The sequence below is a fragment of the Thalassoglobus neptunius genome, assembly GCF_007859735.1.
Classification (GTDB): domain Bacteria; phylum Planctomycetota; class Planctomycetia; order Planctomycetales; family Planctomycetaceae; genus Thalassoglobus; species Thalassoglobus neptunius.
Genome location: NZ_SIHI01000002.1, coordinates 111,309 through 125,233, shown reverse-complemented (window position 1 = coordinate 125,233; position 13,925 = coordinate 111,309). Strand labels below are relative to the sequence as shown.

Annotated in this window: 8 protein-coding genes; 4 read left to right on the top strand and 4 right to left on the bottom strand. The window is 53.7% G+C overall.

Going from position 1 to position 13,925, the window contains the following annotated elements; genetic code table 11:
* Nucleotide 1 precedes the first annotated feature (1 nt).
* The gene (locus KOR42_RS12535; RefSeq protein WP_146510167.1) at nucleotides 2-997 is read right to left on the bottom strand and encodes a diacylglycerol/lipid kinase family protein; all 996 of its coding nucleotides are present in this window, start codon (nucleotides 995-997) and stop codon (nucleotides 2-4) included.
* A 189-nt stretch (nucleotides 998-1,186) separates the two neighbouring features.
* Between KOR42_RS12535 and KOR42_RS12530 the strand changes: the two genes are divergently transcribed.
* Nucleotides 1,187-2,989, top strand: coding sequence for an arylsulfatase (locus tag KOR42_RS12530; protein WP_231740899.1), 1,803 nt, complete (start codon nucleotides 1,187-1,189; stop codon nucleotides 2,987-2,989).
* A 105-nt stretch (nucleotides 2,990-3,094) separates the two neighbouring features.
* Here the strand turns inward: KOR42_RS12530 and KOR42_RS12525 are convergent, their stop codons facing one another.
* Together KOR42_RS12525 and KOR42_RS12520 are read right to left on the bottom strand one after the other, a co-directional pair.
* Nucleotides 3,095-7,183, bottom strand: a complete 4,089-nt coding sequence (locus tag KOR42_RS12525; protein ID WP_146510166.1) for a serine/threonine-protein kinase — start codon at nucleotides 7,181-7,183, stop codon at nucleotides 3,095-3,097.
* A gap of 263 nt (nucleotides 7,184-7,446) precedes the next feature.
* A complete protein-coding gene (locus tag KOR42_RS12520) occupies nucleotides 7,447-9,375 on the bottom strand; it encodes a hypothetical protein (protein WP_146510165.1) in 1,929 nt (642 codons plus the stop codon).
* A 454-nt stretch (nucleotides 9,376-9,829) separates the two neighbouring features.
* Between KOR42_RS12520 and KOR42_RS12515 the strand changes: the two genes are divergently transcribed.
* Nucleotides 9,830-10,882, top strand: a complete 1,053-nt coding sequence (locus KOR42_RS12515; RefSeq protein ID WP_231740898.1) for a hypothetical protein — start codon at nucleotides 9,830-9,832, stop codon at nucleotides 10,880-10,882.
* 16 nt (nucleotides 10,883-10,898) lie between these two features.
* Here the strand turns inward: KOR42_RS12515 and KOR42_RS12510 are convergent, their stop codons facing one another.
* Complete coding sequence (locus KOR42_RS12510; protein ID WP_146510163.1) at nucleotides 10,899-11,672, bottom strand: VIT1/CCC1 transporter family protein; 774 nt, start codon at nucleotides 11,670-11,672, stop codon at nucleotides 10,899-10,901.
* A gap of 197 nt (nucleotides 11,673-11,869) precedes the next feature.
* On the opposite strand from KOR42_RS12510, the gene KOR42_RS12505 reads away from it, so the two are divergent.
* A complete protein-coding gene (locus KOR42_RS12505; RefSeq protein WP_146510162.1) occupies nucleotides 11,870-12,217 on the top strand; it encodes an ArsC family (seleno)protein in 348 nt (115 codons plus the stop codon).
* 129 nt (nucleotides 12,218-12,346) lie between these two features.
* Complete coding sequence (locus tag KOR42_RS12500) at nucleotides 12,347-13,756, top strand: MATE family efflux transporter (RefSeq protein WP_146510161.1); 1,410 nt, start codon at nucleotides 12,347-12,349, stop codon at nucleotides 13,754-13,756.
* Nucleotides 13,757-13,925 lie beyond the last annotated feature (169 nt).

Genomic DNA, 13,925 nt, shown 5'->3' with positions numbered 1-13,925 from the left:
GTTATTGCTGACTGACGGCAGAGCTTTTGAAAGAGTCGGGGACGAAGAGTTCCCCGGCTCTTTTTTCAATTGTGATTGTGGCTGGCGTCATGCCGGCGGGATCTCCGTCGATCTGAATTGGGCTGGGCTCGTCGCTCTCGATTCGAATTTGTGATCCTTGTCGTGAAATGACATCTTTCACACGTTCGTGACGTCGGTAATAAATCAGGGCCAGGTATCGAAACATGCCCAGTAGCGATCCCTGCTGGAGGACGCGAACATCAAGAACTCCGTCGGTCCCCTCGGCATTTGAAGCCACTCGCAGCCCAAGAGCGTAAGACGGGAGATTTGCAACGATCACATTCCGTCCAACAATCGGAAGAGGATCGTCATCAACATACACTCGAAGCTCTGGATAGCTGTAACTCTTAAGAACCTGAGCGATGGGAGTGAGGTAGCTGAGGCGATGAATGTTGCCACGGCGATGGGCGTGCATGTTGTGAATGACCGCAGCATCGAATCCAATACTTGCCATCACAATGAATCGCTGTGACACTTCCGCTTCGGACGAAGACTCGGGTTCCACACTCTGCTGATCGAGGACCGGAGTCGAGGTGAGACTTCCAATATCGAATTGCGAGGTGTGTCCCTCGGCAATCATCTTCGCGACGGAAGAGCCGCTTCTTGGAATTCCCAGATACTTGGCACAAAGGTTTTCCGTACCGAGCGGCAAGACGGCGATCGGAATCTTCGGGTGTCGATTGATCAGATCCAGCAGCGTGCCATCTCCTCCCGCAGCGACGATTCCGCACAGAGGCTGCGTTGCCGAACATTTCGCTACTGCTTCGTCGAGTTCATTTCGACGCGAGAACAGCCTCGGTCGAATTCCACGATTTCGCAGTTCCGCGATGAGCTCTTTGATCTCGCGGACCTGACGTCCAGAACCGGACTTCGGGTTCCGCTGAATCGCAACCCACGTTTGAGAGGCATTTGAAGATGGAGAGTGTGTCGGTGTCATCTTCAGCACAATATCGAATTCGCAGTTTGAACTATAGTGGCCGATTGACCCTTTATCTCGACTCGAACAGAATGGAAGCCATGAACGTCTTGCGACTTTCTCAAGCGGTTCATGAATGGCTTTGCTTCAAGTCCGTTTTGCTGTTTAGAGAACACCCTCGCTCCTTTGTTTACGGAAAGAGTTCGCGTTATGTCTGAATCCCGCTGGCGACAGTTGTGCATCGCATGTGTCTGTGTCTTGAAAATTTTGATGTGTGATGGGTTTCAGGCTGCAGCTGCACAGGCTGATTCGTCGGCGAATTCTCGGCCGAATGTCGTTGTCATTCTGACGGACGATCAGGGATGGGGAGATCTCAGCCTCAATGGAAATACAAATCTGAAGACTCCAAACATCGATTCACTGGCAGCTGACGGAGCGAGGTTTGATCGTTTTTATGTCTGTCCGGTTTGCTCCCCGACTCGGGCTGAGTTTCTGACTGGGAGGTATCACCCTCGAAGCGGAGTTTACAGCACCTCCGCCGGTGGGGAGCGGATGAATCTCAATGAGAAAACGATCGCGGATGTTTTTCGAGAGGCGGGGTATCAGACAGCCGCGTTCGGGAAATGGCACAATGGAATGCAGTATCCTTATCATCCCAACGGCCGGGGATTTGACGAGTTCTACGGATTCTGTTCCGGACACTGGGGACATTATTTCGACTGGATGCTGGAACGCAACGGAGAGCTTGTTCAGGGAAACGGGTTCACCGTTGATGACTTCACGACTCGGGCGATGGAATTCATCGACAAGCATCAGGACGAATCCTTCTTTGTCTATCTGCCATACAATACCCCTCATTCTCCCATGCAAGTGCCACAGAAGTATTGGGATCGTCATCGTAGTCAGAAACTGGAGATGCGCAGCGACAATCCAGGGAAAGAAAACATCGGTCATACACGAGCGGCTTTGGCGATGTGTGAGAATATTGACGACAATGTCGGCCGACTTCTCGCGAAGCTTGAAGAGCGTGATCTCACGGACAATACGATTGTTGTCTACTTCTGTGACAACGGACCGAATGGAAACCGCTGGAACGGCGGAATGAAAGGTCGCAAAGGTTCCACGGATGAGGGAGGAGTCCGGTCGCCGTGCCTGATTCGCTGGCCCGGAGAAATCCCGGCGGGTGAGGTCATCACGGAAATCGTCGGCGCGATCGATTTGCTTCCCACTCTTGCTGACATGTGCGGCATCGATCTCAAAGGCCACCCGGCAGAGCTGGATGGGATCAGCCTGAACCCATTGCTGACGGGAGAAAATACGTCGTGGTCGGACCGGACGATTTTCTCGCATTGGCGAAATCGAGTCAGTGCTCGAACACAGCGTTTCCGACTGGACCACGAGGGACAGCTTTTCGATATGCAATCCGACCCCGGTCAAAAAGAGAATGTCGCGGCGGAGTTTCCCGAGGTCGCGAAGCAATTGAAAGCTCAAGTCGAGGAGTGGAAACAGACCGTTCTGGAAGGCTACGATCAGGACGACCGACCGTTTCTCGTCGGCCATCCGGATTTCGAAGCGACGCAAATCCCGGCCCGCGACGGGACTGCTCACGGAACGATCAAACGGTCGAACCGCTTTCCGAATTGCTCTTACTTCACAAACTGGGTCAGTGTGGACGATGCCATTCAATGGGATGTCGAAGTCGTCGAAGATGGTGAATTTCAGGTCGATCTGTATTACACATGTGAAGCCGACGACGTCGGCTGTGTGATGGAACTTTCCTGCGGCGACTCGAGCGTCATGACTCGTATTGAAACGCCGAACGATCCCCCTGTTGTCGGAGCCGAGGAAGATCGCGTGGAGCGACAGGAGTCGTACGTGAAAGAATTTCTTCCAGTTTCAATGGGGACGATCACCCTCAAAAAGGGACCCGGTCAACTCGTTTTGAAAGCCCTCGAAATTCCGGGAGATGAAGCGATCGAGTTCCGTCTCCTGATGCTCAGACGCGTTGATTGATTGAGACGTGACCGGCGCGAATTGAGTCCCTGTCGCGCGGGACGCATGTGCTCATTGAAGAATGTTCAGAAGAGTGTTCAAGAGAGCGACGCATGCAGCACTCGCTTAAAAGCGTGCTGGCGGAAGCGTGACCGGTTCGGGGCCTTTGCGTTCAGATTTCGTTTCAGCAGCTGGCTGAGGTGGACCAATCTGACTTGTTGTTGCGCCGATTGCGGTTCCATCTTCACCCCAGCGGGCAGCGAGGCTGTCTGGCATGAGTTGAAAGCTGGCCGGGCTCAATCTGGTTTCCGAAGGACTCACTTCCCGGAAAAGCACAGCTTGGGGACCTTCAATCACGTCGATCACGTTGTGCGGGCTCCAGAATTGTTTCCAGTCTGTTTCGAGATCACCGGTCAGCGGAGGAGTGGCGGCGACGAGAGTGCGTGGGACCGTGGCATGGGCGGTTCGCAATTCAAACCAGTTCAACTGGTTCTTGAGTCCTGTTTGAGAGGTCCCCGCGACGAGGGCATAACTTGTGGATTGCGATGTTGGAGGACCGATCACGCAATCGGTCATCAGCACTGTCCATTGTCGAGTTGATTCGTCGGTCGGAATTCGAACCAATGCACGGGCAGCACTCAAGGTGCAGTGGTCAATCAACAAGTCAGCAGGTGTTGGACTCGGTCCGAGTTGAAACAGATCGCCCCCGCTGGAGAGGATTGAGTTGCGAACTGCAATTCGAGCACTCGCGTCTTGGGTCTGGATGATGGGGCCGGAACCCGTGAACATTGAATCGCGGATCGTCAGGTCCGGCGAAGATCGGCTGGCGTTCGTCGAAGCGTTCGTGATGTTGATCGTGGGAACAACAGAAGTGGATTGCATTCGGGTTCGAAGATTCGTCCGGACGATTTCCATTCTTGCTCCGTTTGAGAGCATTGCAAACTGGGCTGTCTCTTCTGTTCCCCGTGTTCGAGGGATCGAAAAATCTCCCTCCACGAATTTGATGAGTCCGCCCTGAATGTGAAACATGGGCTGCGAGTTGTCACCGGAAGCGGGTTCGACCTGCAGAGGAGTTTCGGAAGTTGATTGAAATTGGAGAGTCAGTTGTCTGTTCGTCAGTGTGATTGGTGGAGCCTGAACTAAGCCGGAGCCGCTTAGCAGAACGGTCGAGCCATTCGGACAATCGTTGCTGTCGAGGAAGCTCTGCAGTTTTCGATTCCCATTCAGATCGAACTTCACCGTCTTGGTGTTGGAGGCAAGTTCTTCCGAGGCCAGATCCGCAATGCGAAGGATGGCAAGTTCTCTCTCGATGACTTTCGAAGGGACCACTGGGATGTTCGCAGCGGACGGGCCGATTGGCTGATTCCGGGAATCGCTCGGCTCACGGGAACACAAGCCACATTGCACAAGTCCAGAAATCGTGACCGTCTCCAGCTGCACGTCCTGAAGACAGCTTGCACTCGATGCGGTGACGTTCTCGTCGATGGTTTGTGGAGCTTCGATCGCTTCCCAGTGAACGGGTTCGGGATGCTGATTCTCTGAGGACTCAGAAGATGTTGCGAAGTTGAATTGGCCGAGAATGGAGTCCGTCACAAAGAAATCAATTCCGTTCTCGTGGAGCTGATTAAGGTTCCAGGTTGGTGTTCCGGACCAGTTTCGAACGTTCAGAAGTGTTGCTGGATTCTCGGTGAGGTTTTCTAACCGGGAGCGTTCGATGCCGATGCGAATTGAAGGAGAGCGTTGATCGGCAGTTGTATCGATTCCGGTCAAGTCGAATAGCGTGTCTCTCGTAGCTGCCAGACAGTTGGAAAGAACAACGGTGAGCGTCGACGTTGGACGAGTTGAATCAGTTTTTCCTGCGGAGCAAATCGATCCAGACTCACTGAGGAACACCGAATTACGGGCACTGATGCCGAGGGAAGACTGAGCGGAACCGGTCAAGCTGATGTTCTCCCCGCTGACCATGCAGTCTTCGAAGACGACATTATTGGGACGTTTTGCATTGGGAGACGTCGTGATGAGTTCAACTGCGCCCTCACCGATGATCGTGAAACGACACTGCGTCAGAGTGAGTTCGCAGCTATTGAGTTCAAACAGGGATAAAGGAGTTGATGGTTCCGAATTGCAGACAAAAAAATGGACGCCGTGAATCTGCACGGCGCCTTCTGAAAAGCTGATCCAACGATTGGTCGCGGGTTCTGAACTCGATTCCGAGTTTTTATGAACGACGAAGACCGGCGGTTCGCGACTGGAAGTGATTTGAAGGGTTTGTGGCACCGTGACTTGTTGAGGTTGTAACGATTCGCGTTTGACGGCGGAGACATCGATCGTTGTCTTCGATCGGAAAGCTTGTTGAAGGGCTGTGTTCAGGCTGGGGGCTGACTCGGCGGTCACGTGTGCTCCCGGACGAACCACGACCGTTGCCTGACGGTTCAGCGGCGGGACTTTCCAATTCGGATTCATCCATTCCGGAAGACGTCTTCGGTCCCTCAATTCGTCATTTGCGGCAGCGACAGTCGGAACGCCCTCGGCCTCCGATGGGGAAGCGGGATCGATTTCCGAAGGAGCTTTGGTGTCGACAGAACTTAGTTGGGGCGAATCGGAAGTCGACGGAGAAGACGGCGGGTCATTCTCCGAATTCAGCGGCGAGTCATAGTTGTCCCCATACGGATTCGTTTGCGGAATCTCTCCGCTGTTGTCGAACGATCGGACGACGATGAAGATCAGGATGAGAAGTGCAAGCAGACCTCCGGCAATGACTCCGAGACGTGTCCAGTTCAAAGTGACTTTCGGCTTCCGCGAACCTTTGGGTTGCTTTGGTTCAGAAGCGTCGGCGTGCTTCTTCTTTCTGGGCGGAAGAACTTTCGACTTGGGTTTGGACGACGACTTGGAACTCTTTCGCGGCTGCTTCGGTGGTGAGTTCTTCGCTTTGGGCGGAGTGTTTTTTGAAGGAAGTTTGCTTCTCGCGACCTTGTTTTCAGGTTTGGTCTTGGGAGACGCCTTCTCGCTCGATGACGAAGGACGGGATCGAGTGGGAGTCTTCGGCTTCGAGTCGGGACGTTTGGATTTCGACTGCTCGTGCGCACGTCGAGCGGGAGGCCGAAACTCCTCCGAATCCGGGACTGGAATCGCGACGGAGTCCGAGCCGTCCGGTTCTGTCGATTCGGGGCGTTCCTTACGAACTCTTTGAACCGTTGTTGGCGACGGCGTGTGTGTTGGTTTCTTCTTCAGCAGTTCCGCCTGATCTTCTGCCTGAACGACAAAAGACCCGGATTCGTCGTCGTCTTCGAAGTCATCTTCCATCAAGACTGCGAGAAGATTCTCAGAGTCCTGTGACATTAGAAGAGTCGCGCTGTTCAGATCGTCGAGAAGTTGCGTGGGAGTCTGATATCGTTCACCGGGCTGTTTGGCCATTAATCGATGAATGACGGCAACAACCGCTTCCGGAACATCAGGATTCTCGTCGCGAGGATCAGGAGGAGGCGCTTTCGCATGAGCGGCCAGTTTGTTTGTCAGGTCTCCGTTCGGAAACGGAGCATGCCCGGTCAACATGTGATACCACGTGCAGCCCAGCGAATAGAGATCGCTGCGAATGTCGGTCTTCTTACTGTCAGCAGCCTGTTCGGGAGACATGTAGTCGATCGTCCCGACCGTCGTTCCGTCGCGAGTGATGGAGGTGTCGAGAGTGTTGTCGAGTGAGCGAGCGAGTCCGAGGTCTGTGAGTTTCACAGTCCCGTCCCGGGCAATCATGATGTTCGCTGGCTTGATGTCGCGATGGACAAGCCGCTTCTCATGGGCGACCTGAAGAGCGGCAGCAACTTGCTTTACGATCGCAAGGCTGCGTTTCACAGGAATGACAAGTCGCTTGCGAAGCAGATTGTGCACGTCGATTCCGTCGACGTACTCAAGGGCGAGATAGAAAAATCCGTCTGCTTCGCCAGCTTCGTAAACACCCACCATGTTGGGGTGAGATAACAGAGCCGCAGCTTGACCTTCCGATTTGAATCGGCGGACGAGAATCGCATTCTCAGCCCGTTCCTTTGATAAGACCTTGAGAGCGACTGTGCGGTTCAGTTCGCGGTCCGTGGCGAGGAAAACCGTTCCCATGCCCCCAACGCCGAGGCATCGAGTGATGTCGTACTTCCCCAGAGCTTTCAGATCAGTATTGATCCAACCGCTGATGCGGGGTTTTGGGTTCTGGGAGTCAGAAGACATGTGATTGCGAATCTGAGAAGTCTGTTGAGGCAGGGAGTCGCTGCTGCGAAATGAGAACAGGCCGTCGAACGGGAATCCCGTTTGGTCCCACCTTGACTATACGACTCTTATGAACAGACCGTCAAAGGTCTTTTCGGATTGCAATCAACTCGGGGTTAGAACTCGAAGCTCGTAACCCCTCTAATCCTCCTATTTGTTCGACGGTCCGCGAGACTTTGGGAAGACTGTCAACATCGGTGGACGGACAGGTCACAAAGTCAATGTTACTGCTCGTAGACTTCTCGTTCGATCGGTTCGAAACTCGTCTGTTGAATGGTTTGGACAGGCGTTGCTTTCGGAACATTGGCATGCATGATTGATCGTGGTTTTGCCCCGTTTGGAAGAAGGATTCCTTCCGAAATCATCGATCGTAGCGTTCCGAGGAAGGCCATTTGTCTAGTAGAGTCTTGTTCGCTGGAGACCACGATATCGTGAATCCGGTAGAATTGTCCCTCGCCGACGAGTCGAATCTCGGCATTTGTCACACCATCGCTTGTGTGGACGGTTGTCCAGTCTTCTTCGACTCGGATTTTGACGACTTCACTCATCAGTGGTCGAACGAGTTGCTGTGAGACGTCGGGGACAAAGTTCAGTTGTTTCCAGACGATTTGATCGAGGCTGTTTCCGGAGTGTTCGATCAGGCGATCGACATCGCGTTGCTGAACCGCTGAGGCAAACTCGTAGATGGGAAGAATCATTTCAAGATTGGCTTTCAGCGACGGGCGATATCGATGATCGGGGATGATCACATCGTCGACGACCATCATGTCGTCGCTCAGGCGAAGGACGAAGGTCATTGGGATCGATCCCTGCTCGACAGAGATTTCGGTGACGTCGCCGCGATATGCTGTTGCAAAGACTTCCGGTTCCCCGGGATCGATTGCGGGGTAAGGGAGAATCACAAAGTGGCGGGCCGCTTCTCGTTTCCAGACGCGATTGTTGAAGTCGTTGCTCGAAAGCTGTCGGAGCTGTTTTAAGTCCCGATCAAGCAATGCTTCGACAAAGAGATTAACAACGGTGTTGGACAGCAGAATCGCCGAAACCTTCTTCACGCTCTTTCCATCCTCTTCGAAGATGGTTAACTCGTCGACGCGAGTTTCTGTTCTCGTTTTGGTCGTTCCCTTCTCTGTCACATCGATATGACGGAGGGTCACCATGTAAGTGGCGTTGTCGGATTCCAGCAGAAGCTCGCTGTGATCCTGGAACTGTTTGGATTCATACTCCGCCTTGATGACTTGTTCGAGCGGGAGAGGAATGTCCTGGAAGTCGCCGGACATCAGACATCTTGAGTAGAAGTCCGGTGATGAATAGTCTTCGATTTCGACAGAGTCTCCTGCGGCAAACGCAGTGAGGAACCCGGCAGTTTGATTGAGTGAGGCTGCCAGCTTGGCCAGAGATCGGACGCCAGTGGAGTCTTCGTCCTTGGGTTCCACCGCAAGGTTCTGTGCTTTCCATTTTCCGTCGACAGAATGGAATTCGATGAAGAGGCTTCCGTCAGTATGCGGAACCCGCACGACAGCACGATCGCCGTTGAGGCGGGCATCCGGTCGGAAGGAGCTTCTGCGGTCTGTTCCGACAATATCTGCTGTGAGTTTGTTGAACCAGGTGGGCGGAAGCTTGTCGAGTTCGGTTCGGAGTTCTTCCGTACAGTGACTGAGTTTGACTTCCCGTGAACCTTCATGCCAGTCCGCCATGAATTCGCGACACGACAACAGGAGGTCCATTTGTTCTGTGACCGAACGGCGAATCTCTTTGCCGCGATCGTCAAGTTGACCGATCACAACGTCATCGACGACCCATTTACTGGTCTGAGGATCGAGCTTGAGTTGGAAGTCAACAATCTTGTGTTGCTCCTTCGTTCCGACCTGGACGGTCGCTTTCTTCGTTGTTTCGTTCACTTCTTCCATGCTGATGATTTCGACGTCCCCTTTCGGAACACGCATCATCTTCAGGTCGTTGACAGCTTCGGGTTTTCGAAGAGCTTTCGAAGCGAATTGATCCGAGGTCGTTGCTCGAATCTTCTCGAGATCGTCGGATTGCAGGCTTTCAGAGAAGCTGACAATGGCGCGACGAGCAAGGAGATTCGTGCATCCTGGAGCACAAACAGAGAGTGCGAGCAGAATGAGAACGGTCGAATACGGGCGGAACGTCATGTTCGATCCCAATCGTTTTGCAGATTCGAGTCGGTGGTGACTGAGCACTGCGACGGAGCGGATTGTGGAGTGAAAAGGGAGTTTTCATTCGGGCGAACGCCCAGCGTAAGGAGGGGAGGCGGCGTTCTCTCAAAATTTCTCACTCACCGTCAAGGGGCGTCAGGTGCGGCTCTGGTGCAAAAAAGGCCCTTGAAATCCTCAAAAAATACAAATGATGGCATGTTTTCCATGGAAAACGATCTGGACACCAAACAAGCAGTCCGGTTACAACCCCGCTGGAAGTTCGGCAGGATTGGCCGAATCGAATTTGGATGGCCTTGTTGGAATGAGGTCTCCGGAACCATTGGTTCGCTCGTTGCCCCCGACTTCTCCCTTCATTGACTCCCCTCACTGACAGAGATTTCCACTGACGACGAATTCAGTTCTCTCTTTCCCTCCACGACCGAGGTTAAGGATGATGCGATCGGTCTTGATCATACGTTCCGCGTTCCCTTGTGCATGTCTTTGCTTGACGATGCTGACGGGATGCGTTTACGGACCAAACCCCTATTACGGCGGATATTCTCCCAGCCCATATGGCGGAGGTGCATACCCTGGGGGGCAGTATCAGGGTGGATATCCTGGATATCAGCCCGGAATGACTGTTCCGAATGGAACCGTTTCGCCCGGACTGGTCGTCCCGCAAGGGGGCTCCACGTACGAAGGATCTGGAGGAGGGCTACAGCCCATTCCAAACAATGGAACGGACGCCCCGCCTTACAATTCCGGGTCAAACGATCAGGTTCCCGTGCCTGGCCAGTACAATTCGAGCGGAACAAATTTCTACCCGAACAGTTCCGGTTCGTCGACGTATGAGTCCCCGATTTCGCCTGCCAACCATTCGCAGATTGACACAGCTCAGCCGGTCCAACCGGTTCAAATGCCTCTGCGCGAGAGCAATGCAGCATTCGGCAACACCGAGTTCCCACCGTACAGCCCGGCTCCGGAAGCCAGCCGTTCCTCTGTGAATAGTGCTCCCGTCCAAATGGACCCGATGTCGAATGCGGTTGAGATCAATAGCTTCCCCGCTGATGCTCCACAATTTATTCCTCCCGTCCAAGTATCGCCTCAAGGGGGATCGGTTCAGGAAGATCCGTTTGCCCAGCCGGCACCCAGTCAGTCAGGCGGGGGAACCGCACCGCAAGCACTTCCACTGGAGTTCAATGCTCAAAAGGTGCCTGACGCAGAGTTGGGAGTCTTTGATCACGAACAGAAGTTTCGCTGGATTCGGGGAGTGGCCAGTCTCGACGAGCCAACCGGAATCTGGGGTGTGACGTACTCGGAAAGGCCTGAGCAGAACGATCCGTTTTCAGGGCATTTGTCTCTCGCCAAAAGCCCAGCCCTGGAAAATCTTCAGGAGGGCGAGATCGTTCAGGTCTCCGGTGAAGTCGATCCGGTTATGAAAGATTCTCTCGGCAAGCCAATGTACTTTGTCACCTCGATCGACCGAGTCGGCTTGACCCGATAGTTGATTCGACGCACTCCTACTTCAGGCCTCCGAGAGCAAGCCCACAGAGATAAGCGAGCCCGGCGGCGAGTCCTCCCACGAGGAGTGTTTCAAGTCCCGCTCTCAACCAGTGTTGCTCGACAAATCGAGACTTGAAAGCGCCCACGGCGAAGAATGCGACTCCTGTCAGTGCGGTACTTGCCAGAAATGGCGTTTGGATGAGGCTGCTGCCCCCGAACGAGAACACGAATGGGATCAACGGGATCGCACCGACAAAAAGAAAAGCGACGAAAGTTGTCGTCGCTGCCCGCCAGGGAGATGTTCGAGTCAGAGAAACCCCGTGCTCTTCTTGAAGCATGGTTTCTATCCATCGGTGATCATCCGCAGTGATGACTTCCACAACGCGGTCGAGCAGTTCGCCTTCAAATCCCTTCTCGCGGAAAATCTGGCGAATCTCTTCTCGCTCCCCGTCCGGGACTTCGTTGATGTGTTGCTGTTCCATCTGACGAAGTTTGGACATCTGTTCGAGTTCTGCCTGTGTTCCCAGAAAATTTCCGGCCGCCATGCTGAAGCCGTCTCCAATGAGATTGGCGACACCGAGAATTAAGACAATGCTCGAGGACAGTCCGGCCCCCGCGACTCCTGAAACGACTGCGAATGTGGTCACCGCTCCGTCGATCGCTCCGTAAATGAAATCCTTGAGATAGGAAGGGTTCTTCTGAAGGCTGAGTCGAGTACGGATGTGTTTGGGGTGGTGTGCCGCAGCGAGAATCTCCGGGACGTTGGAGTCGTGTGCCGGTGGTCGGGCCATTCGGGGCGTTCCTGTCGAACAATTTTTCGCGAGTTCACTTCCTGACTGTTGCAGATTTCGACAGACCGAACAATCATTTCAGCGATACCGAGAACAAGAGATTCCGAATTGGCGATGGCTTCCTCATCCTGAAGGAAAAGAAGAGAGCGGCTTGCTCTCTCTGTCAGGATCGCCGCAACTCAGGACTGGAACAAGCGATGGCGAGCAAAGTCGACTGGTACTACCGTCGTTCGGGGTGTACGACGTGCAAGAAGATGGATGCGTTTCTCGAAGAGCACTCCATCGTTCCCAAAGAAACGTCGAGCGCCAACAAGGAACGACTCGGTCCCGAAGCAGCTTTTGAGATCGTCGAGACAGTCTCGAAAGTGATTGCGGCGCGCGGCAAATCGGTCGTCGAATTCAAAACGAAAGATGCGGACGAGGAACTGTTGAAAAAACATCTCCTCGGTCCCACTGGAAGTCTGAGATCGCCGATCGTCCGCAAGGGAAAAACGTTGTATGTCGGGTTTAATGACGAAGCGTTTGCAGACTCAATGGTAAAGTGATGTTTGGTGCTATTTGCGATTGTTTTGCGTCCGCAAGACGATTGTGTCGACGCTTTCAGGACTCTGAGCGTCCCTTCGATTCTTCTATGAACAGCGACTGGATCAAGTGATTCAGCGCTCCTCGATGTTATGGACACAGAGACCGCGAACAGTGACGGTGCCGCCGCGCCTGCAGGGTCTCTGCGGGAATTGCTATACGTTGCGTTTCCCCTCATTATCAGCGCCGGTTCGCTGTCGTTGATGAATGCTGTCGATCGCGCGTTCCTGGCAGTCCTCGATATCGATGCACTCGCTGCTTCGATGCCCGCTTCGATGATGCTTTGGACGTCTCTCAGTCTCCCGCTGGGGATTGCTGGATACACCAACGCTTTCGTCGCTCAGTACGAAGGGGCTCAAAGAAAAGATCGCGTTGCTTCCTCGATCTGGCAGGGACTTCTCGTCGCGACATTGGGAGCGGCTTTCATTTTGCCGTTTGTGATCTTTGCGAAAGATGTCTTCGCGTTCATGGAGCACGAGCCGAGGGTTCAGGTGCTCGAAGTGGAATACTTCTGCTACGTCGCCCCAGCTGCACTTCCGATGCTTGCCGCGACAGTCCTTTCGTCGTTCTTCGCAGCTCGAAAAGAGACGCTCGCAGTCATGTATGTGAACGTGGGGACATCAATCCTTAACGGAATTCTGGACTATCTCCTGATCTTTGGAGTCGCAGGTTTTCCGGCGCTTGGCATTCGCGGAGCCGCTGTTGGAACGGTCATCGCTCAGGTTGTGGCGGCGATCGTTTTCGCAGTCTTGTTGATTCGGACAGCCCGACGAGAATCGTATCCGTTCGGCGAGACGTTCGGATTCGATCCCCCTCTCTTGCGGCGTATGTTGTTCTATGGGTTTCCGAACGGCATTCAAATGGCGCTGGACGTCGGAGCATTCACCGCCTTTTTGGCACTAGTTGGTCGACTTGGCACACTCGAACAGGCAGCGACAAACCTTGCGTTCACACTAAATTCTCTCGCATTTGTTCCGATGCTCGGAATGGGAACCGCAGTGCTGACACTGGTCGGACGCCGCGTCGGTGAGCAACGGCCGGAACTTGCGACGAGAACAGTCTGGAGTGCGATGGCGATTTCCGGGCTGTATATGATCGGATTCGCAGCCATTTACCTGACAATCCCGGAAACGATTTTGTCTCCGTTTATGCACAGTCAGGAACGGGACATGTTCGCTGAAATTGAACCGATTGTGATTCATTTGCTGCGTTTCGTTGCGGTCTACACACTCTTCGATGCAATGGCGATTGTGTTTGGCTCTGCAATTCGCGGCGCCGGCGAGACGCGTTTCTCCATGATCTATACGGTGACCATGAGCTGGCTGTTGATGGTTCTCCCGACGTTGTGGATCGTGCAGACCAGTCAGAGTCTGTATTCCTGCTGGGTCGCAGCGACCATCTTCATCATCGTTCTGGGAATAGGATTTCTCGTCCGCTTTCTTCAGGGAAAATGGAAAACGATGAAGGTCATCGAGCATCAGGAAGAGTACACGCTCCCGTAAGACGAAGTGTCAGGACTTCAGTTCGATTCCCCATGTTGGGAGTGCCGAATCTCTCGTTTCAAACTGAAAGCCGGTCTTCAGGAGATCGTGTGATTCATTCTTTCCCCACCAGGAATCGATCCATACAATCCGCTACACTCACACACGAGAACCGATGTGCGCGATTCAA

What these genes read in the sequence shown, in the direction of transcription:
- KOR42_RS12535 (WP_146510167.1), bottom strand. Translation starts at nt 997, where the DNA reads ATGACACCGACACACTCTCCATCTTCAAATGCCTCTCAAACGTGGGTT.
- KOR42_RS12510 (WP_146510163.1), bottom strand. Translation starts at nt 11,672, where the DNA reads ATGGCCCGACCACCGGCACACGACTCCAACGTCCCGGAGATTCTCGCT.
- KOR42_RS12515 (WP_231740898.1), top strand. Translation starts at nt 9,830, where the DNA reads ATGATGCGATCGGTCTTGATCATACGTTCCGCGTTCCCTTGTGCATGT.
- KOR42_RS12505 (WP_146510162.1), top strand. Translation starts at nt 11,870, where the DNA reads ATGGCGAGCAAAGTCGACTGGTACTACCGTCGTTCGGGGTGTACGACG.
- KOR42_RS12530 (WP_231740899.1), top strand. Translation starts at nt 1,187, where the DNA reads ATGTCTGAATCCCGCTGGCGACAGTTGTGCATCGCATGTGTCTGTGTC.
- KOR42_RS12520 (WP_146510165.1), bottom strand. Translation starts at nt 9,375, where the DNA reads ATGACGTTCCGCCCGTATTCGACCGTTCTCATTCTGCTCGCACTCTCT.
- KOR42_RS12525 (WP_146510166.1), bottom strand. Translation starts at nt 7,183, where the DNA reads ATGTCTTCTGACTCCCAGAACCCAAAACCCCGCATCAGCGGTTGGATC.
- KOR42_RS12500 (WP_146510161.1), top strand. Translation starts at nt 12,347, where the DNA reads ATGGACACAGAGACCGCGAACAGTGACGGTGCCGCCGCGCCTGCAGGG.